Annotated in this window: 20 protein-coding genes; 14 read left to right on the top strand and 6 right to left on the bottom strand. The window is 67.4% G+C overall.

Going from position 1 to position 26,377, the window contains the following annotated elements:
• Positions 1–50: 50 nt before the first annotated feature.
• The 3 genes from AC1RR5_RS17275 (at position 51) to AC1RR5_RS17265 (ending at position 4,740) form a co-directional block, all read left to right on the top strand.
• A complete protein-coding gene (locus tag AC1RR5_RS17275) occupies positions 51–1,583 on the top strand; it encodes an acyl-CoA carboxylase subunit beta (protein WP_454715343.1) in 1,533 nt (510 codons plus the stop codon).
• A gap of 246 nt (positions 1,584–1,829) precedes the next feature.
• Positions 1,830–3,539, top strand: a complete 1,710-nt coding sequence (gene metG, locus AC1RR5_RS17270; RefSeq protein ID WP_492923302.1) for a methionine--tRNA ligase — start codon at positions 1,830–1,832, stop codon at positions 3,537–3,539.
• 1 nt (position 3,540) lies between these two features.
• A complete protein-coding gene (locus tag AC1RR5_RS17265) occupies positions 3,541–4,740 on the top strand; it encodes an MFS transporter (RefSeq protein WP_492923300.1) in 1,200 nt (399 codons plus the stop codon).
• Here AC1RR5_RS17265 and cysN read toward each other — a convergent pair.
• A complete protein-coding gene (gene cysN, locus AC1RR5_RS17260) occupies positions 4,728–6,635 on the bottom strand; it encodes a sulfate adenylyltransferase subunit CysN (RefSeq protein ID WP_492923298.1) in 1,908 nt (635 codons plus the stop codon). The two genes, AC1RR5_RS17265 and cysN, sit on opposite strands and share 13 nt — an antisense overlap.
• Positions 6,635–7,615: a sulfate adenylyltransferase subunit CysD gene (gene cysD, locus AC1RR5_RS17255; RefSeq protein WP_492923296.1), complete on the bottom strand. Its 981-nt coding sequence runs from the start codon at positions 7,613–7,615 to the stop codon at positions 6,635–6,637. The genes cysN and cysD overlap by 1 nt, the downstream gene beginning before the upstream one ends.
• Positions 7,616–7,848: 233 nt before the next feature.
• Here cysD and AC1RR5_RS17250 point away from each other — a divergent pair, with 233 nt between their 5' ends.
• The 3 genes from AC1RR5_RS17250 (at position 7,849) to AC1RR5_RS17240 (ending at position 11,475) form a co-directional block, all read left to right on the top strand.
• Positions 7,849–8,058, top strand: a complete 210-nt coding sequence (locus AC1RR5_RS17250; protein WP_492923294.1) for a hypothetical protein — start codon at positions 7,849–7,851, stop codon at positions 8,056–8,058.
• Between the two features lie 156 nt (positions 8,059–8,214).
• Positions 8,215–10,905, top strand: a complete 2,691-nt coding sequence (locus AC1RR5_RS17245) for a polar localization protein TipN (RefSeq protein WP_492923292.1) — start codon at positions 8,215–8,217, stop codon at positions 10,903–10,905.
• A gap of 9 nt (positions 10,906–10,914) precedes the next feature.
• A complete protein-coding gene (locus tag AC1RR5_RS17240) occupies positions 10,915–11,475 on the top strand; it encodes a sugar transferase (protein ID WP_492923290.1) in 561 nt (186 codons plus the stop codon).
• A 31-nt stretch (positions 11,476–11,506) separates the two neighbouring features.
• Here the strand turns inward: AC1RR5_RS17240 and AC1RR5_RS17235 are convergent, their stop codons facing one another.
• Together AC1RR5_RS17235 and AC1RR5_RS17230 are read right to left on the bottom strand one after the other, a co-directional pair.
• Entirely contained in the window at positions 11,507–12,955 is a 1,449-nt protein-coding gene (locus tag AC1RR5_RS17235) for a mannitol dehydrogenase family protein (protein WP_492923288.1), read from the bottom strand.
• Between the two features lie 125 nt (positions 12,956–13,080).
• Positions 13,081–13,908 carry an SDR family oxidoreductase gene (locus AC1RR5_RS17230; RefSeq protein ID WP_492923286.1) on the bottom strand — a complete coding sequence of 276 codons (828 nt, stop codon included), beginning with the start codon at positions 13,906–13,908 and terminating at the stop codon, positions 13,081–13,083.
• A gap of 91 nt (positions 13,909–13,999) precedes the next feature.
• On the opposite strand from AC1RR5_RS17230, the gene AC1RR5_RS17225 reads away from it, so the two are divergent.
• Positions 14,000–14,620, top strand: coding sequence for a TetR/AcrR family transcriptional regulator (locus AC1RR5_RS17225; RefSeq protein WP_492923284.1), 621 nt, complete (start codon positions 14,000–14,002; stop codon positions 14,618–14,620).
• 4 nt (positions 14,621–14,624) lie between these two features.
• Here the strand turns inward: AC1RR5_RS17225 and AC1RR5_RS17220 are convergent, their stop codons facing one another.
• Complete coding sequence (locus tag AC1RR5_RS17220) at positions 14,625–16,133, bottom strand: UxaA family hydrolase (protein ID WP_492923282.1); 1,509 nt, start codon at positions 16,131–16,133, stop codon at positions 14,625–14,627.
• Between the two features lie 160 nt (positions 16,134–16,293).
• Here AC1RR5_RS17220 and AC1RR5_RS17215 point away from each other — a divergent pair, with 160 nt between their 5' ends.
• From AC1RR5_RS17215 to AC1RR5_RS17185, 7 genes are all read left to right on the top strand, one after another.
• Positions 16,294–17,367 (top strand): LacI family DNA-binding transcriptional regulator, encoded by a 1,074-nt coding sequence (locus tag AC1RR5_RS17215; protein ID WP_492923280.1) that lies wholly within the window; start codon positions 16,294–16,296, stop codon positions 17,365–17,367.
• 111 nt (positions 17,368–17,478) lie between these two features.
• Complete coding sequence (uxaC, locus tag AC1RR5_RS17210) at positions 17,479–18,945, top strand: glucuronate isomerase (RefSeq protein WP_492923278.1); 1,467 nt, start codon at positions 17,479–17,481, stop codon at positions 18,943–18,945.
• A 24-nt stretch (positions 18,946–18,969) separates the two neighbouring features.
• Positions 18,970–19,812, top strand: a complete 843-nt coding sequence (kduI, locus tag AC1RR5_RS17205; protein WP_492923276.1) for a 5-dehydro-4-deoxy-D-glucuronate isomerase — start codon at positions 18,970–18,972, stop codon at positions 19,810–19,812.
• Positions 19,813–19,947: 135 nt separating this feature from the next.
• Positions 19,948–20,703 (top strand): 2-dehydro-3-deoxy-D-gluconate 5-dehydrogenase KduD, encoded by a 756-nt coding sequence (gene kduD / locus AC1RR5_RS17200; RefSeq protein ID WP_492923274.1) that lies wholly within the window; start codon positions 19,948–19,950, stop codon positions 20,701–20,703.
• A 177-nt stretch (positions 20,704–20,880) separates the two neighbouring features.
• Positions 20,881–23,610, top strand: a complete 2,730-nt coding sequence (gene ppc / locus AC1RR5_RS17195) for a phosphoenolpyruvate carboxylase (RefSeq protein ID WP_492923272.1) — start codon at positions 20,881–20,883, stop codon at positions 23,608–23,610.
• 554 nt (positions 23,611–24,164) lie between these two features.
• Complete coding sequence (locus AC1RR5_RS17190) at positions 24,165–24,839, top strand: bifunctional 4-hydroxy-2-oxoglutarate aldolase/2-dehydro-3-deoxy-phosphogluconate aldolase (protein ID WP_018113188.1); 675 nt, start codon at positions 24,165–24,167, stop codon at positions 24,837–24,839.
• Positions 24,840–25,946 carry a sugar kinase gene (locus tag AC1RR5_RS17185; RefSeq protein WP_047411116.1) on the top strand — a complete coding sequence of 369 codons (1,107 nt, stop codon included), beginning with the start codon at positions 24,840–24,842 and terminating at the stop codon, positions 25,944–25,946. It abuts the gene before it with no gap.
• Here AC1RR5_RS17185 and AC1RR5_RS17180 read toward each other — a convergent pair.
• Positions 25,943–26,161, bottom strand: a complete 219-nt coding sequence (locus tag AC1RR5_RS17180; protein ID WP_492923270.1) for a hypothetical protein — start codon at positions 26,159–26,161, stop codon at positions 25,943–25,945. The two genes, AC1RR5_RS17185 and AC1RR5_RS17180, sit on opposite strands and share 4 nt — an antisense overlap.
• Positions 26,162–26,377: the final 216 nt, after the last annotated feature.

Raw genomic sequence — 26,377 nt, 5'->3', positions numbered from 1 at the left:
ATAAGGTGGATGAACCGCCAGAAGAACGATCCGGGCAGGGGAGTACGCGCGTGCAGCACATTCTCGAGGAACTCGACCGTCGTCGCGAGCAGGCCAAGGCCGGCGGCGGCGAGGCGCGCGTCGCCGCCCAGCACGCCAAGGGCAAGCTGACCGCCCGCGAGCGCATCGACCTGCTGCTGGACGAGGGCTCGTTCGAGGAGTTCGACATGTTCGTCGAGCACCGCTGCGCCGACTTCGGCATGGAAAACCAGAAGATCCCCGGCGACGGCGTCGTCACCGGCTGGGGCACGATCAACGGCAAGGTCGTCTACGTCTTCTCCAAGGACTTCACGGTGTTTGGCGGCAGCCTGTCGAACGCCCACGCCCAGAAGATCATCAAGGTCCAGCGCCAGGCCATGAAGGTCGGCGCGCCGATCATCGGCCTGTTCGACGCCGGCGGCGCCCGCATCCAGGAGGGCGTCGACAGCCTGGCCGGCTATGCCGACATCTTCCTCGAAAACACCCTGGCCAGCGGCGTCATTCCGCAGATCAGCGTGATCATGGGCCCGTGCGCCGGCGGCGACGTCTATTCGCCGGCGATCACCGACTTCATCTTCATGGTCAAGGACACGAGCTACATGTTCGTGACTGGTCCGGACGTCGTGAAGACCGTCACCAACGAGGTCGTCACCGCCGAGGAACTAGGCGGGGCCCGGGTCCACGCCGCCAAGTCCGGCGTCGCCGAGGGGGCGTTCGAGAACGACCTGGAAGCCCTGACCCAGGTGCGCCGCCTGGTCGACTTCCTGCCGTCGTCCAACCGCGAGCCCGCGCCCGAGCGCGAGAGCTTCGACGAGCCCTATCGCGAGGAGGCCAGCCTCGACACCCTGGTGCCGGCCGATCCGACCAAGCCCTACGACATCAAGGAACTGATCCTGAAGATGGTCGACGAGGCCGACTTCTTCGAGATCAGCAGCGAATGGGCCAAGAACATCGTCTGCGGCTTTGCCCGCATGGACGGCGAGACGGTCGGCATCGTCGCCAACCAGCCGCAGGTGCTGGCCGGGGTGCTGGACATCGACAGCTCGCGCAAGGCCGCCCGCTTCGTGCGCTTCTGCGACGCCTTCAACATCCCGATCATCACGCTCGTGGACGTCCCGGGCTTCATGCCGGGGACCAAGCAGGAGTACGGCGGCTTGATCAAGCACGGCGCCAAGCTCTTGTTCGCCTATGCCGAGGCGACGGTGCCGAAGATCACGGTCATCACGCGCAAGGCCTATGGCGGCGCCTATGACGTGATGAGCTCCAAGCACCTGCGCGGCGACCTGAACTACGCATGGCCGACCGCCGAGATTGCGGTGATGGGCGCTAAGGGGGCGGTCGAGATCATCTTCCGCCAGGAGGCCAAGGACCCTGAGGCCCTGGCCATCCGCGAGGCCGAGTACAAGGACCGCTTCGCCAACCCGTTCGTGGCGGCCCAACGCGGCTATGTGGACGACGTGATCATGCCGCACGGCACGCGCCGACGGATCGTGCGGGGGCTGAAGAGCCTGAAGGGGAAGGAACTGTCCAACCCCTGGAAGAAGCACGACAACATTCCGCTCTAAGGGCGGCGGGCTCAGCACAGGCCCCCGCCTGACCTGCTGACGCAGGTCTGTCCGCCCCCCCCAAGCGGGGCGGAGAGGGAAGCTGCGCATTCTGGACTTATCTCTCCTCCCCTCTTGGGGGAGGGGGACCGGCGGAACGCCGGTGGAGGGGGCTTGTGCGGCGCAAACCTTTCCCTCGCCGCCCGACCCTTCTATATGCGGACCCTTCTAAGCTTCCCGTGACTCCCCCCGAAAGGCCGCGCCCGCATGGCTCGCATCCTGATCACCTCGGCTCTGCCGTACATCAACGGCATCAAGCACCTGGGCAACCTGGCGGGGTCGATGCTGCCGGCGGACGTCTATGCGCGCTTCAAGCGGGCTCAAGGGCACGAGACGCTGTACATCTGCGCCACCGACGAGCATGGCACGCCCGCTGAGCTGGCCGCCGCCGCCGCCAACCAGGACGTCGCCACCTACTGCGCCGAGCAGCATGTCCTCCAGCACGACGTCGGCCGCGCCTTCGGCCTGTCGTGGGACCATTTCGGCCGCTCGTCGTCGCCGCAGAACCATCGCCTGACCCAGCACTTCTGCCAGGCCCTGGAGGACCACGGCCTGATCGAGGAGCGCGTCGACCAGATGGTCTATTCGGTCGACGACAAGCGCTTCCTGCCCGACCGCTATGTCGAGGGGACCTGCCCGCACTGCGGCTTTGAGAAGGCGCGCGGCGACCAGTGCGACAACTGCGGCAATCTGCTGGACCCGACCGACCTGAAGGATCCCTATTCGGTGATCTCGGGCTCGCGGAACATCGAGGTGCGCGACACCCGCCACCTGTACCTGCTGCAGACCAAGATGCAGGACAAGATCCGGGCCTGGGTCGACAGCCACGGCGACTGGCCGCAACTGGCCCGCTCGATCGCCTACAAGCACCTGGACGAGGGGTTGATCGACCGCGGCATCACCCGGGATCTCGCCTGGGGCATCCCGGTGGCCAAGGACGGCGTGCCGCGCCCGGGCTTCGAGGACAAGGTCTTCTACGTCTGGTTCGACGCCCCGATCGAGTACATTGCGGCCACGCAAGAGTGGGCCGAGGGCTCGCCCGATCGTGACTGGAAGCGTTGGTGGCGCACCGACGAGGGCGCGGAAGACGTCCGCTACGTCCAGTTCATGGGCAAGGACAACGTCGCGTTCCACACGGTCAGCTTCCCGGCCACCATTCTCGGTTCGGAAGAGCCGTGGAAGAGCGTCGACATGCTCAAGGCCTTCAACTGGCTGAACTGGTACGGCGGCAAGTTCTCGACCTCGTCCAAGCGCGGCGTGTTCATGGATGCGGCGCTGGAGATCCTGCCGCCCGACCTGTGGCGCTGGTACCTGACCGCCAATTCGCCGGAGAGCAGCGACACGGCCTTCACCTGGGAGCAGTTCGCCAGCGCCGTGAACCGCGACCTGGCCGACGTGCTGGGCAACTTCGTCAACCGCATCCTGAAGTTCAACGAGAGCAAGTTCGAGGGCGTGGTGCCTGAGGGCGGCGAGCCCGGTCCGCTGGAAGAGAAGCTGTTCGCCGACGTCTCGGCGCGCCTGGCCGATCTGGCCGAACAGATGGACGCCATCGAGATCCGCAAGAGCGCTCAGGCGCTGCGGGCCCTGTGGGTGGTCGGCAACGAGTACCTGCAGGAAGCCGCGCCGTGGACCGCGATCAAGACCGATCGTGACCGCGCCGCCGTCATCGTCCGCACGGCTTTGAACCTGGTGGCGCTGTACGCCAAGCTCTCGGCGCCGTTCGTTCCGTTCGCGGCCGAGACGATCGGTGACGCGTTCGGCCTGGAGTTCCCGGCCCAGTGGCCGTCGAACGACGCCAAGGCCGAGCTCGACAAGCTGGCGGTCGGCACGAAGGTGACCGTGCCGGACGTCCTGTTCAAGAAGATCGAGGACGAGCAGATCGCCGAATGGACGGCCCGCTTCGGCGGCGCCGAGTAACATGCTCCCGGAGGCGGACAAGACGAAGGAGCCGGGGCTCCCGACGCTTGTCCGCCTCTGCCTGTTCTACGCCGCGATCTATCTGAGCTCAGGCGTCAGCCTGCCGTATATCGGCACCTATCTGCGCTCGCGGGGCATGAGCGGTGGTGAGATCGGCCTGATCCTGGCCGTGCCGCTGCTGCTCAAGCCCTTCACCGGCGCCTCGCTGGCGGTGTGGGCCGACGGCTTCACCTTGCGGCGCACGCCGATGATTCTGCTGCTGGTCGGGGCGGGACTGGGTTATGCGGGCCTGCTGGCCGCCCCGAACCTGTGGTGGTTCATCCTGGCCTGGTTCATCGGTCAGACCCTGCTGTCGACCGTCTCGCCGCTGATCGACGTGATCACCCTGCGCCGAGCGCGGCTGGAGAACTTCAACTACGGCATCCCACGCGGCACCGGCTCTTCGGCTTTCATCGCCGCCAACCTGGCGATGGGCGCGATCCTGACCTTCGCCGCGCCGACCATTATCGCCATCTGGATCGCCGCGGCCTGCTTCGTCGGCGCGGTGGCGGCGGCCCTGGCCGTGCCGCCCGAGCGGGTTCACGCCGAGGGCGCCAAGCCCGATCGGTCGGAACGCTGGAAGGGGCTCAGCGATCTCCTGAGCAACCGCACCTTCGTGCTGGCGGTGGTCACGGCGGGCCTGATCCAGGGCGCGCACGCCTTCTACTACGGCTTCTCGGCCATCCTCTGGAGGAAGCAGGGGATCAGCGAGCCGATGATCGGCATCCTTTGGGGCGTGGGTGTCGCGGCCGAGGTCGGATTCATGTGGTTCCTGGAGCCGCTGCGCCGCCGCTGGGGACCGGAGCGGTTCCTGATCCTGGGGGCCAGCGCGGCTGTCTTGCGCTGGACCTGCTACGCGTTCGAGCCGCCGCTGTGGGCGCTGTTCCCGCTGCAGATGCTGCACGCCATGACCTTCGCGGCCAGCTTCCTGGCCTCGCTGAGGCTGATCGAAAAGCTGGCCCCTGCATCGGCGGCGTCGCCCGCCCAGGCGATCAATTCGGCCCTGTCGTCGGGCTTCACGCTCGGCATCGCGACCCTGGCGTCCGGGCCGCTGTTCGACGCCTTGGGCGCGAAAGGCTACCTCGCCACCGCTTTCATGGCCCTGCTGGGCCTGGGCGGCGCGATATTGCTATCGCGCCGCTCAAGACATCAGATCGTGTAGTCGATCTCCCGGCCTTCCAGCCAGGCGACGATCTTCTCGGCCGCTTCCACGGGATCAATCGCGGTGGTGTCGATCCGCAGTTCGGCCGCTTCCGGCGCCTCATACGGGCTGTCGACGCCGGTGAAGTTCTTCAGCTGACCCGAGCGGGCCTTCTTGTAGAGACCCTTCACGTCGCGGGCCTCGGCTACGGCCAGGGGCGTGTCGACGAAGACCTCGATGAACTCGCCCTGCTCCAGCAGGTCGCGCGCCAGCTGCCGCTCGGCCCGGAACGGCGAGATGAAGGCGGTCAGCACGATCAGGCCGGCGTCGACCATCAGCTTGGCGACCTCGGCCACCCGGCGGATGTTCTCGACGCGGTCCTCCTCGGTGAAGCCGAGGTCCTTGTTCAGGCCGTGACGGACATTGTCGCCGTCCAGCAGATAGGTGTGGCGGCCCAGGGCGTGCAGGCGCTTCTCGACCAGGTTGGCGATGGTCGACTTGCCCGCGCCCGACAGGCCCGTCAGCCAGACCACCTGACCGCGCTGGCTCTTCAGCGCCGAACGCGACGACTTCGTCACGTCGGTGTGCTGCCAGTGGATGTTGTCGGCCCGGCGCAGGGCGAAGTTGATCATGCCCGCGCCGACGGTGCGGTTGGACAGGCGGTCGACCAGGATGAAGCCGCCCATCTGGCGGTTGTCGGCGTAGGCCTCGAACGGGATGGTCTGGTCGAGCGAGAGGTTGCAGATCCCGATCTCGTTCAGCTCCAGCCGCTTGGCGGCCGTGTGCTCCAGCGTGTTGACGTTCACCCGGTGCTTGATGTCGGTGACGCTGGCGCTGACCGTGCGGGCGCCCAGCTTCAAGAGATAGGTGCGGCCCGGGGGCAAGGGCTCGTCGTCCATCCAGACGAGCGTGGCCTCGAACTGGTTGGCGACCGGCGCCGGGGCGTCGGCCGAGGCGATGACGTCGCCGCGCGAGATGTCGATCTCGTCTTCCAGGGTCAGGGTCACCGACTGGCCGGCGACGGCCTGGTCGAGGTCGCCCGGCAGGGTGACGATGCGGGCCACGCGGCTCTCGCGGCCCGAGGGCAGGGCGCGGATGCGGTCGCCCGGCTTGATCGAGCCCGAGGCGACCAGGCCAGAGAAGCCTCGGAAGTCCAGGTTAGGGCGATTGACCCACTGCACCGGCATGCGGAACGGCTTGGCCTGCAGGTCGTCCTCGACCTCGACGCCTTCCAGCCAGTCCATCAGGATCGGGCCATCGAACCAAGGCGTGTGCTCGCTGCGGCTGGCCATGTTGTCGCCGCCCAGGCCCGAGATGGGTATGGGCGTGAAGACCGTCAGGCCGATCTGCTCGGCGAAGGCGCGATAGTCGGCGACGATGGCGTCGAAGACGGACTGATCCCAGCCGACCAGGTCCATCTTGTTCACCGCCAGCACCACGTGGCGGATGCCCAGTAGCGAGACGAGATAGCTGTGGCGGCGCGTCTGGGTTAGCACGCCCTTGCGTGCGTCGATCAGGATCACGGCCGCGTCGGCGGTCGAGGCGCCGGTGACCATGTTGCGCGTGTACTGCTCATGGCCGGGGGTGTCGGCGACGATGAACTTGCGCTTCTCGGTCGAGAAGAAGCGATAGGCGACGTCGATGGTGATGCCTTGCTCGCGCTCGGCGGCCAGGCCGTCGACCAGCAAAGCAAAGTCGATCGCCCCGCCTTGAGTGCCGACCTTTTTGCTATCGGCTTCGAGGGCCGCCAGCTGGTCTTCGAAGATCATCTTGCTGTCGTACAGCAGGCGACCGATCAGGGTGGACTTGCCGTCGTCGACACTGCCGCAGGTGATGAAGCGCAGCAGCGACTTGTGCTGGTGCTGGTGCAGATAGGCTTCGATGTCCTGGGCGATCAGGGCGGACTGGTGCGCCATCAGAAATAGCCTTCCTGCTTCTTCTTCTCCATCGAGGCGGACTGGTCGTGGTCGATGACCCGGCCCTGGCGCTCCGACGTCGTGGTCAGCAGCATCTCCTGGATGACCTGGGGAAGGGTGGCCGCCTCGCTCTCGACCGCGCCCGTCAGCGGGTAGCAGCCCAGCGTGCGGAAACGCACGCTCTTGGTCTGCGGAACCTCGCCCTCACGCAGGCGGAAACGATCGTCGTCGACCATGATCAGCGCGCCGTCGCGCTCGACCACCGGCCGCTCGGCCGCGAAGTACAGCGGCACGATCGGGATGTTCTCCAGGTGGATGTATTGCCAGACGTCCAGCTCGGTCCAATTGGAGATTGGGAAGACACGCAGGCTTTCGCCCGGGTGCTTGCGGGTGTTGTAGAGGTTCCACAGCTCGGGGCGCTGGTTCTTCGGGTCCCAGCGGTGCTCGGACGAGCGGAACGAGAACACCCGCTCCTTGGCCCGGCTCTTCTCCTCGTCGCGGCGGGCGCCGCCGAAGGCCGCGTCGAAGCCGTACTTCGACAGGGCCTGCTTCAGGCCTTCCGTCTTCCAGAGGTCGGTGTGCAGCGCGCTGCCGTGGTCGAACGGATTGATGCCGCGCGCCTCGGCGTCGGGGTTCTTGTGGACGATCAGGTCGAAGCCCAGCTCGGACGCCACCTTGTCGCGCAGGGCGTACATGTCCCGGAACTTCCAGGTCGTGTCGACGTGCAGCAGCGGGAAGGGCGGCTTGCTGGGATAGAAGGCCTTGGCGGCCAGGTGCAGCATCACCGCGCTGTCCTTGCCGATCGAGTACAGCATGACCGGGCGTTCGCACTCGGCCGCCACCTCGCGCAGGATGTGAATGCTCTCGGCCTCCAGGCGCTGGAGGTGCGTCAGACGGGCCGGCGAGATCTCAGCTTTTAGAAGATCTGGGGTCATCGGTTCCGGCGGGTACGCGGCGGGTGCGAATTGGGTAAGGGCCAAGGCGAAGATCCGCAAAGGGAAAATGTCCGGGTTCCTCTCGTCGAGAAGGGCGCCGAATGTAGGTTGGGACCTAGGCCCGACCGTGTTCGGGGACAACCGCCGGAAATCTGGGGGCGCTGTCAGGTGGCGTGGCGCCGCATTCGGAAAGCTCAAGGGGTTCATGACCAAAAGTTCACTCGCCCTCGCGACATGACTCTCGCATAACGGCGCTATCGGTTTCGATAGGTGGGGCGATGGGCTTCCTGACCGAAATGTTGGCCGTGGCGATCGTTTGGATATCGTCTTTCGCGCTGTGCCAGTTTGGCGTGGTGGTCGAGCAGGCCTGCCCGCATGCAAAGAACCAGGCGCAGCACAAGACCGTCGCGCGCTCGCCGCGCGGCATGGCCATCAAGCCGATGCCGATCGCCGTCAGCGCCCCCGCGGGCCCCTCGCGCGACGCTTAAGGCGCTTCCAGACGCCGCAACCCCTTCAACCACAAGCAAAGCCGCTTTCCGTCAGGGCTTTTCGCCGTTAGGTTCATGTGACACGCGAAGGAGGGGTTCGGCGCGCGAAGGTTGTCTCTGCGCCCCCTCTCCGACGTTCTGGGACCTTGGCTGTGTATGAAGCCTAAGAAGCGCCAACCGCTCGATTTCTCCGCGACGCCGACGGACTCCCCTCCCGAGGAAACCAAGATTGCGCCTGAGCTCCCGCCTGAGCTGCCTCCGGAGTTCCCTGAGGCGACGTCGTTTGCCGAGCCCGAGGCGGAGATTCCGACCGCCGAACCCCTGAGCCTGCAAGAGACTCTGCACGACGATCTGGCCGTTCCGCCGCCATCGGCCATACGCTCGCGCCGTCGCCGTGAACCGGCGCCCGAGCCCGCGACCAGCTTCGCCGAGCCCGAGCTGAAGCCGGCGACGTCGCTGGCGTTTGGCGCTCAACCCCCTGCGCCGATCGTCGAGAGCGAACGCGCCGCGCCGGCCAAGAGCGAGCGCCGCGAGGCGTCGCTGGACCTGCGCGGTCCGGTGTCCGAAACGCCCACGCCGCTGACGGCCGAGCCCGCGCCGCGTCGCATGTCGGGCGTGCTGTTCTGGACGATCGCCACCGCCATCGCCGCCCTATGGGCTCTTGCGCCCATCGCTTTCGCCCTGGGCTTCGCTCGTGGCGTGCCGGCCTTCAAGGTGGAGGGCTTCGCGCTGATGGTCTTCGCGGGCCTGGCCATAGGGCCGGCCCTGCTGACCCTGCTGGGCGCCTATCTGCTGCGTCAGGCCACGGCCATCTCGGACGAGCTGAAGCGCACCCGCACTCTGACCGATCGCATCGTCACCCCGGCCGCCCTGGCCGCCGTGGGCGCGTCCAGCGCCGCCGAGGCCATGCGTCAGGGTGTCGAGGACGCCGCCAATGCCGCCGAACGGGCGCGCGAGCACATCATCTCGCTGCGCCAGGCCCTGGCTGAAGAGACCGCGCGCCTGGCCGAGGCCGCCGGCGAGTCGGCCAAGATGGCCAACCAGCTGGCCCAAGGCCTCAGCCACGAACGCACCGCGATGGAGACCCTGTCGCAGTCGCTGGACGCCCGCTCCACCGCGGTGGTCGACGCGATCGGCAGCCAGGCCCGCATGGTGGCCGAGGCCTCCGACCTGGCCGAGACCCAACTGCGTGAAGCCGAGGCCGCGCTGGCGGCTCGCGCCGCCGATCTGGCTGCGGCCGCCGCCGAAGCCTCCGACGCCGCCCGCGTCGGGGCCGAGGACCTTTCGCGTCAGATCGCCCGCCTGGAAACCGCCGGAACCGGCGTCGGCGACCAGGTCGCTTCCGTCGAGAAGAGCCTGGGCGCCCAGCGCGCCGCCCTGGTCGAGATCAGCCAGGCCCTGCGCTCGGAACAGGAAGACTTCGCCGCCGAGGCCGAGACCCGCACCGCCCAGCTCACCGAGTTCGTCGCCTACACCCGCGTCGGCGCCACCGAGCTGTCGGACACCGCCGCCATGGGCGCGGAAATCCTGCGCGGCCTGATCAGCTCGGCCTCCGACCAGTTCCGCGAGATGGGCGAGAGCGCCACGGTCCAGCGCGAAGCCTTCGCCGACAACGCCAAGAAGACGCTGGAAACGATCGGCGACGCCGCCGAGCAGCAGCGGACCTTGCTGGAAGACGAACTCAAGGCCGCCATGGAAGCCATGGCCGAGGCCGCGCTGAAGGCCAGCGAGAGCGTCGAGGCCCGCGTGGAGGCTGCCCGCAGCCGCGTCGACCAGCTGAACGAGATCGCCTTCGCCGCCGGCCAGAAAGCCGACGCCGTCTTCGAATCCCGCATGGAAGAGGCGCGCGACATCATCGAGCACTCGGCCCAGATGGTGGAGCAGGCCGGGGCCCGCACCTCGCAGAAGCTGGCCGACTCCGTCCAGGCCGCGCGCGGCACGCTGGACGAGTTGGAAGCGATGCTGGCCGAGATCGGCAAACGCACCGCCGACCTGCCGGCCGAGGCCTTGCAGAAGGCCGGCGAGGTTCGTGTCTCGATCGAGCAGGGCGTCGAGCAACTGATGAACGCCATCCGTCGCACGGCCGAGGAAACGGCCGCGATCGACCAGGCCTTCCAGGAGCGCGTGCGCCGCAACTACGAGATGCTCAGCGAGGCGGCCGGCGCCGTCACCGCGTCCAGCGCCTCGACCGTCGCCGCCCGCGCGGCCCCGACGACCGCGCCGCCGATCCGCACCCGCGCCGCGCCGCCGCCGGTCGTCCAGCCGCCCGAACCGCTGCCCATGGCCGAGTTCGACGACGAGGACGAACCGCCGACCGACCGCCGCCGCCTGCGCCTGACGCCGACGGCCACCGACGAGGAGTTCCGCTCGGTGTTCGAGCAGGCCTCCACGCGCAAGCAGACGCCGCAGCCCGCCTCCGAACCGGACGGCGAGGGCGGCTGGAGCTGGCGCAACCTGCTGGCCGGCATCGAGAACAGCACGCCGGGCGACTCCGGCCTGGGTGAGAAGCTGGCCGCCGAGATCACGGCGATGGGTATCGATCCGCACGCCCTGCTGCCGCGCGGCCGCATCGACGAGATCGCCGCCGCCCTGCAGACCCGCGACGCCGTCGGCGCCCGCGAGGTAGTCAAGCGCCTGGCCCCCGCCGCCATCCGTCGCCTGGTCCGCCGCCTGTTCTCGGACTCGACGCTGAAGAGCAACACCGAACGCTTCTTGGGCCGCTATTCCGGCATGATCGAGGAAGCGGCCGGTCAGGATCGCGAGGGCTTCCTGCTGGCGGCCCTGCTGTCGTCGGACGCCGGCCGGGCTTATTTGCTGCTCGACGCAGCCAGCGGCGATTTGCGCTAGGCCGCTCAAGTGAAACGCGCCTTCGACTTCCTGGCGGCGGCGATCGGCCTGATCGTCCTGGCGCTGCCGCTCGCCGTGCTGTGGGGGCTGGTGCGCCTGACCTCGCCGGGGCCGGGCCTTTACTGGTCGCAGCGGGTAGGGAGGGGCTCAAGCCTCTTTCCCATGCCCAAGTTCCGGACCATGCGGATCGACACGCCCGAGGTCGCCACGCACCTGCTGGACAACCCCGACCAATGGCTGACGCCGGTCGGGCCGTTCATGCGTAAGCTCAGCCTCGACGAGCTGCCGCAGCTGTGGAGCGTGCTGGTCGGCCATATGAGCCTGGTCGGGCCGCGTCCAGCGCTGTTCAATCAAGACGACCTGATCGCGGCGCGCCAAGTGGCGGGGGTCGACGTGCTGCGCCCCGGCGTCACCGGCTGGGCGCAGATCAACGGCCGCGACGAACTGGCCATCCCGGACAAGGTTGCGCTGGACGCCGAGTATCTGGCCCGGCGCTCGTTCGTCTTTGATCTGGAGATTTTGGTCAGCACCGTCGTGCCGGTGCTGACCGCTAAGGGTGTGACGCGTTAGGCCCTCCGACATCCGGCAGGATGTCGGCATACTAAGCAAGGTCGGCGTAGGCCTTCTCGATCGCTTCCACGAACGTCGGATTGCTCGTCAGCTTCGTCGGGAACACGCTGTCCAGCGCCAGGAAGGCCGCGACATCGGTCTTGGCGTCGCCGGTGACGCCGACGCCAATCTCGGTCAGCTTGTCGTGCAGTGGATCGGTGATGGCTTCGCCCGTCTTGGCGCGCAGAGCCACGAACCGCATCCAGGCCGCCAGCGGGATCGCCAGGCGCTCGATCGAACGGCCAGCGTCCAGGGTTTCCGTGAGCGTGCCCAGGATGCGGAAGGGCAGCTTCTGGGTGCCGTCCCAGGCGATCTGCGACAGGTAATGGCGGATCTCCGGGTTGCGGAAACGAGCCAGGATGGCCTCGGCATATTCGGCCAGGTGGAGACCCCGCGGAGCCGTCAGCGTCGGGATGATGTCCTTGGCCATCAGGTCGCGGGCCAGGGCTTCCAGCACCGGGTCGCTGACCGCCTCGAACACGGTCTCATGCCCACGCAGGATGCCGGCATAGGCCAGGGTCGAGTGCACGCCGTTCAGCAGGCGCAGCTTGGCGCGCTCGAAGCCGCGTACGTCGTCGGTCAGGATGACGCCGACACTGCCCAAGTCCGGGCCATCGGCCGGCAGGACGTCCTCGACCACCCACTGGGTGAAGGCCTCGCGCTGGATCGGCCAGGCGTCCTCCAGGCCGGTGGCGGCCTGGACACGGGCGCGCAGGGCGTCGTCGGTGGCTGGGGTGATGCTGTCGACCATGGTGCGCGGGAAGCTGCCCTCAGCGTCGATCCAGGCGGCGAGATCGGCGTCGACCTTGCCCGCGAAGGCCACGACCGCGGCCTTCAGGCGCCAACCGTTGTCGGCGAGGTTGTCACAGGCCACGACGGCGTAGGGGGCGAGACCGGCGGCGAAGCGGCGGCGCAGGCCTTCGACGATGTAGCCGACGGCGCTCTTGGGCTCGCGCGGGTTAGCCAGGTCGTGGACGATGTCGGGATGCTTCTCGTCCAGCCCGCCCTCGGCCGACAGGGTGTAGCCCTTCTCGGTGACGGTCAGGGTGACGATGCGGGTGGTCGGGGCGGCCAGGCGGGCGAAGACCGACGGCGGATCCTCAGGCGCGACCAGGACTTCGCGGATCGAGCCGATGACGCGGAAGGTGGTCTCGGCGTCCAGCTGGGCCAGGGTGTAGAGACCGTCCTGCGGCTGCAGGGCGTCGCGGACGCCAGGGCTCTTCAGCGAGACGGCGCAGATGCCCCAACGCGAGTCCTTGGCCAGCAGTTGGTCGAAATAGAACGCCTGGTGGGCGCGGTGGAAGGCGCCGGGACCGAAGTGGACGACGCCGATCTCGACCTTGTCGCGATCATAGGTCGGCAGGACCGTGCCGGGGATCGCGCCCGGATAGCTGGTCGGGCTCAGACGCAGGGCGGGGGAGGTCGCGGAAGTAGCCGTCAAGGGAGCACGCCTGGGTTCGAAATCGGGTCGGGAAGGAGAGCTCCCACGCGGGAGACTCTCCTAACGGAACCCTTATTTGCGGCAGGCTGCCACCGGTGGCAACAGAATTGGCCTGACCTTAGGATTCAGGTCCAGGCGCCGGTCGTGGCGGTGCGCGCGACATAGGCCGAGAAGTCGCCGGGCTGGCGTCCCAGGGCGCGTTCGACCCCATGGGCGATGGGCGTGTTGCGGCCGTCCAGCACCGTCGTGAACAGGTAGATGATCAGGTCGACCAGCTCGGGCGGCAGGACTTCCAGCAGGCCCTGGCGATAGGCGTCCAGCGGCACGGTGATCAGGGTGATGTCGCGGCCGATGACCCGGCCGATCTCGTCGATCGCCTCGCCGAAGGTCAGGGCGCGGGGGCCGGTGACCTCGTAGAGCTTACGGCTGTGGCGCGGGTCGAGCAGGGCCTGCGTCGCGATGTCGGCGATATCCTCGACGTCGACGAAGGGCTCTGGGGCCAGGCCCTCGGGCAGGACCAGGATCCCGCCCTTGATGGCGTCCAGGAAGAAGGCCTCGCTGAAGTTCTGATGGAACCAGCTGGCGCGGATGATGGTCCAGTCCAGGCGGGTGGCCTGCAGGGCTTCCTCGGCCTCGATGGCCTCGGGCTCGCCGCGGCCCGACAGCAGCACGATCTTGCGCACGCCGGCCTTGGCGGCCTCGGCAAAGAAGCGCTTCACCACCGGCAGGGCGCCCGGCGCGGCCAGGTCCGGTTGGTAGGTCACATAGACCGCCTCGACGCCCGCCAGCGCCGCCGGCCAGGTGGCGTCGTTCTCCCAGTCGAAGGCCGGATCGGCCTGGCGTGAGCCGGCGCGGACGGCATGGCCCTGGTCGCGCAGGCGCTGGGCGACACGGGCGCCGGTCTTGCCGGTGGCGCCCAGGACGAGGATCGGGGCGGTGCTGGTGGTTGCCATGGTCGTCTCTCCTGTTAATGTGAGGAAGTCTCGTATTTGATAAAAGCGATAAGTCCTCACATTTTTATCGTCAACCTCCTTTGGTGCGTTCATGTCCGAAGCCGATCCCACCGCCGCCCGCCGTACGCCCAGCCAGGCGCGCAGCCGCGAGCGGCTGGAGCGCATCCAGTCCGTCGCCTGCGAGCTGATCTCGAAGAGGGGCAGCGATCAGGTGAAGATGAGCGAGGTGGCGGCCCTGGCCGGGATCTCGATCGGGTCGCTGTACCAGTACTTCCCCGACAAGAGCGCCCTGGTCCGCAGCCTGTTCGAGCGCTACGCCATACAGTGCCGGGGCTATATCGCTGAGACCCTGGCCGAGGTCGCCGACCTGCCGGGCCTGCTGACCGCCTTCGACGGGCTGGTCGATGTCTATCTGGATGTCGTCATGGCCGAGCCGGTGATGCGCGACATCTGGTCGGGCACCCAGGCGGACAAGCACCTGGCCGACCTGCAACTGGCCGAAAGCCGCGTGCAGGGCGCGCTGCTGGCTGACGCCATGCGCAAGGTGCACCCGGATACGGCGTCCGAGGTCATCGAACGCCGCGCCTTCCTGATCTGGGAGCTTGGCGAGGCGGCGGTGCGCCTGGCCATCGCCGTGGGGCCGGAAGAGGGCGGGGCCCTGATCGATATCTACAAGCGGATGAGCCTGCGGGAGATCGCAGAGCCCAAGTGACGCTCTAGAGCGTTACACCCGACTTCCAGATGGCGATCTCGCGCTCGCCGTTCAGCTCGGCCTTGGTGGCCTTGCCCGAGGCGGTGTCAACGACGAGGTCCATCAGGCGATCGGCGGCCTCGTCCATCGAGACGCCCTCCAGCACCTGGCCGGCGTCGAAGTCGATCCAGCCCGGCTTGCGCTGTGCCAGGCCTGAGTTCGAGGCGATCTTCAGGGTCGGGGCGGGGAAGCCCAGCGGCGTGCCGCGGCCGGTGGTGAACAGGATCACCGTCGCGCCGGCGGCGGTCAGCGCCGTCGACGACACCGCGTCATTGCCGGGCGCTTCCAGGAAGGTCAGGCCGTGCGGACCGACTTTCTCGCCGTAGCGCAGCACCTCGACCAACTGGGCTCGGCCGCCCTTCTGCACCGCGCCGAGGGACTTTTCCTCGAGCGTGGTGATGCCGCCAGCGATGTTGCCGGGCGAGGGGTTCTCGTAGATCGGCTGGTTGTTGTCGATGAAGTAGCGCTTGAAGTCGTCGATCACCGCAACGGCCTGGTCGAAGATCTCGCGGCTGGCGGCGCGCTGCAGCAGCACGTTTTCCGCTCCGAAGACCTCGGGGATTTCGGTGAGCACCGGGGTGCCGCCGGCGTCGGCGACCTTGTCGGCGATGCGGCCGACCAGCGGGTTGGCCGTGACACCAGAGAAGCCATCCGAACCGCCGCACTTGAGGCCCACGACCAGTTCCGAAACCGGGATCGGCTCGCGCTTGTCCTGCTCGGCCAGTTCGACCAGAGCCTCGACGGCGGCCAAGCCGTCTTCCAGCTCGTCCTCGACCATCTGGGTGGTGAAGCTGCGCAGGCGGTCGCGGTCGATCTCCGGCGCGCTGTCCAGCAGAGCCTTCAGCTGGTTGTTCTCGCAGCCCAGGCCCAGCAGCAGCACGCCGCCGGCATTGGGATGGCTGGCCAGGGCGGCGATCAGCTTGCGGGTATGGTTCAGGTCGTCGCCCAGCTGCGAGCAGCCGAACGGATGCGGAAAGGCGAAGACCCCGTCGATGCGGCCGGCGAAACGCTGGTTGGCCTTCTCGGCGATGCGGCGGGCGGTGTTGGCGACGCAGCCCACGGTGCAGAGCACCCAGATCTCGTTGCGGGTGCCCGCCCGGCCGTTCTTGCGGCGATAGCCGTCGAAGGTGCGGGCAGGGAGCTCGACGTGGGGCTCTGGCGCGGTCGGCGTGAAGCTGTAGCCCTCGACGCCTTCCAGGCGGGTATGGACGTTGTGGACGTGGACGTGGTCGCCCACGGCGATGTCGACGACGGCCCGGCCGATCGGCCAGCCGTACTTCAGGACGTCGCTGCCAGCGCTGGCAGCCTGGATAGCGATCTTGTGGCCCTTGGGGATGTCGGCCCGCGCCACGATGGGCTGGCCGTGCAGGTCCAGGATCTCGCCGGCGACGAGGTCGCGCAGGGCGGTGGCCACGTGGTCACGGGGGTCCACCGGGTGGATCGATTCGCGCTGGGCCAGGGTCGTTTCGGTCATCTTGGATCGTCGTCGCCGGAAGGTGTGTCGCCAATTTGGACGTTCAATGACATGGTAACCGGTGTCAGCCGGGTCGCAAGCAGACGTTTCGTCCTAGGTTGGCGATGCTTACGCCGCTAGAGTATGACAAAAGAAAATGACTTAGGCTGCTGGAAACGCCGTGAACTCTTCTAAGACGCCTTCCTCGCCCCCGGCCGAAGACAGTGAGAGCGTGGAGGGCGGTCGCCGCCGCGCCACGATCAACGACATCGCGAGACTGGCGGGAGTTTCGAAGAAGACCGTCTCCCGTGTGATCAACCAGTCGCCGTTCGTCCGCGACGAGACGCGCGAACGGATCGAGGCGGTGATCGCCGAGTGGGGTTATGCCCCTGACCCCCAGGCCCGAGGCCTGGCGTTCCGCCGCTCGTTCCTGATCGGCATGATCTACGACAACCCCAACCCGCAGTATGTCGTGAATATGCAGCTGGGCCTGCTGGACGGCATGCGCGGCTCGGGCTTCGAGCTGGTCGTCCATCCTTGTAACCGCGCCAGCCCGACCTTCCTGACCGACATCCGCTCGTTCGTGGAGCGCCAGAAGCTCTATGGCGTAGTGCTGCCGCCGTCGGTGTCGGAAGACGAGCGGGTCGCCAAGCTGCTGAACGAGATCGGCTGTGCGTACATCCGTATCGCCTCGGTCGAGCTGGACAAGCCCGAGCACATGATCGTCGGTCATGACCGGATGGGCGCTGGCCAGGCCGCGCGCCACATCATCGAGCTGGGCCACAAGAACATCGCCTTCATCTCGGGTCCCGACACCTTCCGTTCGTCGCACGAGCGGCGAGGGGGCTTCGAGGACGGTCTGGCCGAGGCTGGCCTGAAGCTGGCCGAGAAGGACATCGTCCAGGGCGCCTATACCTTCGAGTCCGGCGTGGCCTGCGGCGACGAGCTGCTGGCGCGCACGCCGCGTCCGACCGCGATCTTCTGCGGCAACGACGAAATGGCGGCCGGCGTCCTGCAGTCGGCGCGCAAGGCCGGCCTGACGGTGCCGAAGGACGTCACGGTCGTCGGCTTCGACGACTTCCAGATCGCCCAGGCGGTCTGGCCGCCGCTGACCACGGTGCACACGCCGACCCGCGAGATCGGCAAGATGGCCGCCGAGAAGCTGATCGGCGTCGAGCGGCGGGAGCCGCGTGACGTCACCAAGACCGAACCGAGCCTGGTGGTCCGCGAGTCCTCGGGACCGGTTCCCAGCTAGAGTATTCGCGGCCCCTTCGGGTTGCATCGGATCATGACACCGGTTACCAAGCGGGCCGCAGCAGCGGCCACCCGTGAAGCCGCCGGTCACAAAGGGAGCAGACGCACAGCCATGCCCAGGCCTCTGAATTTCCACGAAGATCGGCTTTTCCCGTCGGACGCGACGACGCGTTCGTATGCGCGCGGCCTGTACGGCCTGGTCAAGGACCTGCCGATCATCAGCCCGCACGGTCACACCGATCCGTCTTGGTTTGCGACCAACGAGCCTTTCCAGGACGCCACCGACCTGCTGCTGGCGCCGGACCACTATCTGTACCGCATGCTCTACAGCCAGGGCGTCTCGCTCGACGCGCTGAAGGTGCGGTCCAAGGCCGGCGTGCCGGAGACCGATCCGCGCGCGGCCTGGAAGCTGTTTGCCTCGAACTTCCACCTTTTCCGCGGCACGCCGTCGTGGATCTGGCTGAACCACGTGTTCAGCAAGGTGTTCGGCTTCACCGAGTTCCTCGAAACCTCGAACGCCGACGACTATTTCGACCGCATCAACGAGGCCCTGGCCTCGGACGCGTTCCGCCCGCGCGCTCTGTTCGATCGTTTCAACATCGAGACCCTGGCGACGACCGAAGGCCCGCATGAGGTCCTGAAGCACCACCAAGCCATCCGCGAAAGCGGGTGGGGCGGCCACGTCATCACCGCTTACCGCCCCGACGCCGTCATCGACTTCGAGGATGAGCGCAGCCCGCGCGCCTTCGAACGCTTCGCCGACGTGTCCGGCAAGGACGTCTACAGCTGGAAGTCCTATCTCGAAGCGCACCGTCTGCGCCGCCAAGCCTTCATCGAGGCCGGCGCCACCTCGTCGGATCACGGCCATCCGACCGCCGCCACCGCCGACTTGTCGGACGTCGAGGCCGAAGCCCTGTTCCAAAGCCTGGTGAAGGGCGATGTCACGCCTGAGAAGGCCGAACTGTTCCGCGCCCAGATGCTGACCGAAATGGCCAAGATGAGCCTGGACGACGGCCTGGTGATGCAGATCCACCCCGGCTCGCACCGCAATCACAATGTCGGCCTGCTCGAGACCCACGGTCGCGACAAGGGCGCCGACATCCCGATGCGCACCGAGTACGTCTCGGCGCTGAAGCCGCTGCTGACCCGCCTGGGCAACGATCCGCGCCTGTCGGTGATCCTGTTCACCCTGGACGAGACCGTCTACAGCCGCGAACTGGCCCCGCTGGCCGGCCACTATCCGGTGCTGAAGCTGGGTCCGTCCTGGTGGTTCCACGACAGCCCGGAAGGCATGATGCGCTTCCGCGAGCAGGTCACCGAGACCGCCGGCTTCTACAACACCGTCGGCTTCAACGACGACACTCGCGCCTTCCTGTCGATCCCGGCCCGTCACGACGTGGCCCGTCGCGTCGACTCCTCGTTCCTCGCCCGCATGGTCGCCGAGCATCGGATGGACCTGGTCGAGGCCGAGGAGCTGATCGTCGATCTGACGTACAACCTGCCTAAGAAGGCCTACAAGCTCGAGCAGCGTCCTGACTGGGCTCGTCCCACGACCGCGCTGCGCGCCGCCGCCGAATAAGAACACCCTTCCGGAGACTTCCCCATGTTCGCCAAGACCTATCACGCCACCCATCCGGACATGATGTTCGCGGTCAGCAATGACGACCTGCGCGATCGCTACCTGATGCAGGGCCTGTTCCAGGACGGCCAGATCGTCCTGACCTACAACCACGCCGAACGCTTCGTCGTCGGCGGCGTGGTGGCCACCTCGGCCATCAAGCTGCCCGACCAGACCGAGCCCGCCTCGGCCGCCGGCCACCCCTTCCTGGAGCGCCGCGAGCTGGGGGTGATCAATGTCGGTGAGACCACCGGCAAGATCACCGTTGACGGCGTCGTCTACGAGATCGTTCCGCGTGACGGCCTGTACGTCACCATGGGCGCCAAGGACGTGACCTTCGAAGGCATCGACGGCGCCGCTGCCCGCTTCTACCTGGTCAGCCTGCCGGCCCACGCGTCGTTCGAAACCAAGAAGCTGGCCTTCGCCGACGCCGTCGCCCTGGAGCGCGGCGCGCTGGAAACCAGCAACGAGCGCACGATCTACCAGTACATCGTCCCGACCACCTGCAAATCGGCTCAGCTGCTGCTGGGCATGACCGTGCTGAAGCCGGGCAGCGTCTGGAACACCATGCCGCCCCACCTGCACGACCGTCGTTCGGAAGCCTATTTCTACTTCGGCCTGGGCGAGAACGATCGCGTGTTCCACTACATGGGCGAGCCGGACGAGATGCGTCACATCGTGATCGCCAACGAGGAAGCCGTGATGAGCCCGCCGTGGTCGATCCACATGGGTTCGGGCACCGCCAACTACACCTTCATCTGGGCGATGGGCGGCGAGAACCTCGACTACACCGACATGAACGTGCTGGACATCTGCCAGCTGAAGTAGGGGCCTTAGGCCACCGCGCTCTGACCTGTCATCCCGGGCGGAGCGCAGCGTAGACCCGGGACCGCCCAAGGCGCTTGCGCTTCCGGCGGTCCCGGCTTTCGCCGGGATGACAGCATTCTCAGACAGGAACTCGACATGGCCAATCCGTTCAGCCTCGAAGGCAAGGTCGCGCTCGTCACCGGCGCCAACACCGGCATTGGCCAGGGCATCGCCATCGCGCTCGCCCAAGCCGGCGCGGACATCGCCGCCGCGGGCCGCAGCGAGCCGACCGAAACCCAGAAGGCCGTCGAGGCCCTGGGCCGCAAGTTCCTGTCGATCAAGGCCGACTTCGGCTCGACCGAGCCCGTCCAGCGCGTGGTCGACGAGACCGTCGCCGCGTTCGGCCAGGTCGACATCCTGGTCAATAACGCCGGCATCATTCGCCGCGCCGACTCGATCGAGTTCTCGGAAGCCGACTGGGACGCGGTGATGGACACCAATCTGAAGGTCGTCTTTTTCCTCACGCAAGCCTTCGCCAAGCAGGCGATCAAGCAGGGCGGCGGCAAGGTGATCAACATCGCCAGCCTGCTGTCGTTCCAGGGCGGCATCCGCGTGCCGTCGTATACGGCCGCCAAGTCGGGCCTGGCCGGTCTGACCAAGATTCTGGCCAACGAGTGGGCGACCAAGGGCATCAACGTCAACGCGATCGCCCCCGGCTATTTCGACACCAATAACACCGAGGCCCTGCGCGCCGACGCTGACCGCAACGCCTCGATCCTGGCGCGCATCCCGGCCGGCCGCTGGGGCCGTCCGGAAGACATCGGTGGCGCCGCCGTGTTCCTGGCCTCGTCGGCTGCGGACTACGTCCAAGGGATTACTCTGCCCGTGGATGGCGGCTGGCTGGCGCGCTAGCGAAACAAATTCGTTCAAAAATACGATGGTAGCGCAACCATCGTGCCGGGCGACTTTCCCCGCCCCATGAACCGCGCTAGAGGGCGCCGCAGCGTTAGCACCTGCGGCGCCCGACGCGTTTCTAGATCCATTCCAGTACGGGATCGCCGCCGCCTTGGCGGTCCCTGGAGTCCGCCCATGCGCAACCCGGCCCTGTCGATCGACGTCGACCGTCCGACCAGCCGCCACGTCCGCCAGAACGCCAATCTGCTGAGTGACCTGCTCATCGAGGCGATCACCTATCTGGAAGGCGAGGAGGCCGCCGCCCTGGTGGCCAAGGCGCGCAAAGCGGCGTCTCGCGAGGACGAGGCCACCGGCGACGCGCCGGTGCTGGACCACCTGTTCGCCGACCTCTCGACCGACCAGGCCGTATTCCTGGCCCGGGCCTTCGCCAGCCACTCGCTGCTGGCCAATATCGGCGAGGACGTCGCTGGCCGCCGTCGTCATGCCGAGGCCGACGCCCAGCCGGGCGACGAGCGCCCCCGCACCCTGATCGACGCCGTCCAGGTGTTGAAGGGCCGAGGCAAGACCGACGAGGAGCTGGCCAAGATCTTCGCGGCCATGAACGTCGTGCCGGTGCTGACGGCCCACCCGACGGAAGTCCGTCGCCGGAGCATGGTCGACCGCGAGACCGAGATCTCGCGCCTGATGGCCCTGCGTCGCCACCATCTGCCGCCGGATCTGGAAGCCGAGATCCGCGAGGGCCTGTTCCGCGAGATCGCCCTGATGTGGCGGACGCGTCTTTACCGCCCCGAGCGGATCACGGTGAAGGACGAGATCCGCAACGCGCTGTCGATCGTCCGCACCTCGATCTTGCCGGCGATCATTGACCTTTACGGCGACTGGACCGCCAAGATCGGCTCGCACGGGCATCTGGCGCCGCTGCTGAAGATGGGCTCGTGGCTGGGCGGCGACCGCGACGGCCACCCCGGCGTCAATGGCGAGACCCTGAAGCTGGCCTTCGCCAGCCAGTCCCGCGTCATCCTCGACTGGTACGCCGGCGAAGTCCGCAAGCTGTGGTCCAACCTGGCGGTCTCGACCGCCTATGCGCCGGTGTCGCAGGAGCTGCTGGCCCTGGCCAGCCAGACGAAGGACCCGTCGGTCCACCGCCTGGACGAGCCCTATCGCCTGGCCTTGGAGCTGATCTTCGACCGCCTGACGGCCGTCTCGCAGAAGCTGACCGGCCAGCCGGTGACGTTCGCCAACGGCCCGACCGACGTCGAGCCCTATGGTCATCCGGACGCCTTCGTCGCCGACCTGGGCGTGATTATCGACAGCCTGGAGCGCAACGGCGGCGAGCGCCTGGTCGGGTCGAGCTTGCGCACCCTGGTCGAGGTGGCCAAGGCCTGCGGCTTCCACCTGATGAGCCTGGACCTGCGCCAGAACGCCGATGTCCACGAGCGCACCGTCGACGAGCTGTTCCAGCGCGCCGGCTCTGGCGTCCAGTACCTGAAGCTGGACGAGGACGCCCGCTGCAAGCTGCTGATCGAGGAGCTGTCGCACCAGCGTCCCCTGGTCTCGCCCTTCACCGCCTATGGCGAGGAGACGACCAAGGAGCTGGCCACGATGGAAGCCGCCGCCCAGGCGGTTCGCGACTACGGCCACGGCTGCATCGGCGCTTACATCATTTCCAAGGCCGCGACCCTGTCGGACATCCTCGAGCCGCTGGTGCTGCTCAAGCAGGTCGGCATGGTCTGGGGCGGCGCCGCGCCGCGCGCCTCGGTCAAGGTGGCCCCGCTGTTCGAGACCATCGGCGACCTTGAGAACGGCCCGGCCGTCCTGCGCCAATGGCTGGAGCTGCCGCTGAGCCGCACCATCCTGGGCGACCGGCCGGTGCAGGAAATCATGCTCGGCTATTCGGACTCCAACAAGGACGGCGGGTACGTCGCCAGCCGTCGCGGCGTGGCGCGTGGCGCCTCGGCCCTGGCGTTCGAGGCCGACCGCATGGGCGTGGGCCTGCAGCTGTTCCACGGCCGTGGCGGCAGCGTCGGGCGGGGCGGGGGACCGGCCGCCGAGGCCGTGCTGGCCCAGCCGGCCGGCACCGTCCAAGGCCGCATCCGCATGACCGAGCAGGGCGAGATGATCGCCCGCCGCTTCGGCGACCAGCCCACCGCCCGCCGCAACCTGGATGGCCTGGCCGCCGCCGTGCTGATCTCCAGCGACCGGCCCGCCCACCGGCCCGACTCCAAGGTCGAGGCCGCGATGACCGCCCTGGCCGAGGCCTCGTTCCACGGCTTCCGCGCCCTGGTGTACGACGATCCGGCGTTCGAGGACTTCTTCTGGTCGGCCACCCCGATCAGCGAGATCGTGGGCTTGAACATCGGCAGCCGTCCGGCCAGCCGCACCGCCAGCCGCAAGATCGAGGACCTGCGGGCCATCCCATGGGTGTTCAGCTGGTCGCAGGCCCGCTTCATGCTGCCCGGCTGGTACGGCTTCGCCTCGGGCGTCGAGCGGGCCAAGCTGTCGGTCGAGCAACTGCAGGACCTGGCCGGCAATTTCGACTTCTTCGCCTCGCTGCTGTCCAACATGGAGCTGGCCCTGGCCCAGAGCCACATGGGCATCGCCGCGCGGTACATGGCCCTGTCGCCCGACAAGGCCGACGCCGAGCGGATCTTCGCCACGATCCAGCGCGAGCACGAGGCGGCGACCAGCCTGGCCCTGGCCATCCGGGGCGGCTCGGCCCTGCTCGACAACCAGCCGGACCTGGCCGAGTCGGTGGCCCTGGCCGGCCGTTCGGTCGATCCGCTGAACCACCTGCAGCTGGAACTGCTGTCACGCCGCCGGGCAGGGGACCAGGACGAAGAGCTTCGCCTGGCCATCCAGCTGACCGTGGCGGGCATCGCGGCCGGCCTGCGCAACACGGGCTGACCGTTCAGGGCAAATCGGAGTTGAGCGAGCAATGTTCGCTCAACTCCGCAAACCCGATTTGTTTCAAACGTTTGCCAGCGCGAAAATCCCAGTCTCACGACGCTTGCGCTCCCCGGCGGTTTCTGATTATCTGCTCATGACACCGGTGGCGAAGTGGCTTGGCCACTTTTGGTAACCGGTGTCATACGTTTCGGTTCAGCGTCGTGGTTGGCCGTCTCGTTTTGCGGCTCTTTGAGCTCGCTCCTGCGCAAACTTTTGGGGCGTCGGCGAAATCCGACGCCCTCAATTTTGCGTTCGACGCGGGCGAGGGGAACCGACGGAAAAAGGTTCGGGGAAGGAAGCGACCACCAGGAGACTTCGCGCAACGCGGCCGGGATCGGCCGCCGGATCCGCGCCCCACGCCCCCTTAGTTTGACGTTGCGGCAAGCCCGGTATGGCGCCGGCGCGCAACGCGGTCTAAGGGAACGCCCTGAGCCAATACCGGCGAAATATTGCGTGCGCGGCGGCCCTCGCGGCGGTCCGCGCAAGATCGATCCTTCGGGAAGGAGTCTACGATGGTAAAAGACCGTATGGCGGTGCTGACCGCCCTGATGGACCAGGGTGTCATCCCGGTTTTCTATCACCCCGACGTCGAGGTCTGTAAGAAGGTGATCCAGGCCTGCGCCGACGGCGGCGCGCCCTGCATCGAATTCACCAACCGCGGCGACTTCGCCAGCCACGTCTTCTACGAAGTGACCCGTCACTTCGCCTCGGCCGACCCGCGCGTGATCATGGGCGTGGGCTCGATCGTCGACGCCCCGACCGCCGGCATCTACATCGCCAACGGCGCCAAGTTCGTCGTCGGCCCGATCCTGAACGCCGACGTCGCCAAGGTCTGCAACCGTCGCAAGATCCCGTATTCGCCGGGCTGCGGTTCGGCCTCGGAAATCTCGTACGCCGAAGAGCTGGGCTGCGAGATCGTCAAGGTGTTCCCGGGTTCGTCGGTCGGCGGTCCCGATTTCGTCAAGGCGGTGCTGGGCCCGATGCCCTGGACCCGCATCATGCCGACGGGCGGCGTCGATCCGGACGAAGCCTCGGTCAAGAAGTGGTTCGGCGCGGGCATCGTCGCCGCCGGCATGGGCTCCAAGCTGATCACGCAGGAACTGCTCGACGCGGGCGACTACGCCGGCATCACCGCCAAGGTCCGCGAGACGGTGGACCTGATCAAGAAGGTTCGTGGGAAGGCCTAAATGACCGACAATATCCTCAACATCCGTCCGGCTTCGGAAACCAAGTGGGACTGCGCGTCCTTCGGTGAAGTGATGCTGCGTTTCGACCCGGGCTTCGGCCGGGTTCGCAACGCGCGCCAGTTCAACGTCTGGGAAGGCGGCGGCGAATACAACGTCGCCCGCGCCTTCAAGAAGTGCTGGGGCAAGCGCTCGACGGCCGTGACGGCTCTGCCGGTCAACGACCTGGGCTGGCTGGTCGAGGACCTGATGATGCAGGGTGGCGTCGACACCTCGCACGTCATCTGGCGCGACTTCGACGGCCTGGGCCGCAACACCCGCGTCGGCCTGAACTTCACCGAAAAGGGCTTCGGCGTTCGTCCGGCCCTGGGTTGCTCGGACCGTGGTCACTCGGCCGCCTCGCAGATCCGCCCCGGTGAAGTGAACTGGGAAAAGCTGTTCGGCGAAGAAGGCGTGCGCTGGTTCCACACCGGCGGCATCTTCGCGGCCCTGGCCTCGAACACGGCCGAAGCCGTGATCGAAGCCGTGGAAGTGGCCCGCAAGTACGGCACCGTGATCTCCTACGACCTGAACTACCGCGCCTCGCTGTGGAAGTCGCAGGGCGGCAAGGAAGGCGCTCAGAAGGTCAACCGTCACATCGCCCAGTATGTCGACGTGATGATCGGCAACGAAGAAGACTTCACCGCCTGCCTGGGCTTTGAAGTCGAAGGCCTGGACGAGCACATCAGCTCGATCGACCCGGCCAACTTCAAGAAGATGATCGAAACTGCCGTGAAGCAGTTCCCGAACTTCAAGGTCGCCGCGACCACCCTGCGCAACGCCAAGACCGCCTCGGTCAACGACTGGTCGGCGATCCTGTACGCCGGCGGCGAGTTCTACGCCTCGATGATGCGTGAGAACCTCGAGATCTATGACCGCGTCGGCGGCGGCGACGGCTTCGCCTCGGGCCTGGCCTTCGGCTTCATGGAAGGCAAGGGTCCGCAAGCCGCCGTCGAGTACGGCGCGGCTCACGGCGCCCTGGCCATGACCACCCCGGGCGACACCTCGATGGTGCGCCAGGCGGAAGTCGAGGCCGTGATGAAGGGCAAGGGCGCGCGGGTCATCCGCTAAGCGTTCCGGTCTTCGGATGAAGATGAGCCCCCGGTCGCAAGATCGGGGGCTTTTTCTTGGGCGGCCTGCTGGCGCTTCTCTTCGATCAGCCCGGCGATGTAGGCGAACTCCTCTTTGAGCCGGTCGTGGAGCCAGAGGCATTCACGGAGGTGGCGGCGCCGGGCGCGCGTGTCGTCGGAGCGAGGCTTGGCGCGCGGAATACGGGGGTGGGGCATCTAGACCTCCAGGCATGACAAATCGGCTCGCGGCGAAGACCGCGAGGATGGGGAGGGATGCGGAGCGCCGGACAGCGTCCGGAGTTTTGTTGTGTTGTTACCGTTTCGACGAAGTCCGACGCTCCGCGCGATCGTTTTCCGCCAGCGTCCCGCCGGGTGGCCCTGTTGAGGCCTTAGCGAGACTCGAAGTGCGCCGTTCCCAACGTGCTCCGACAG

The organism is Caulobacter sp. GW821-FHT11E11, assembly GCF_058808315.1.
The sequence above is the reverse complement of the archived record's forward strand: the minus strand, read 5'-3'. Positions and strand labels throughout refer to the sequence as shown.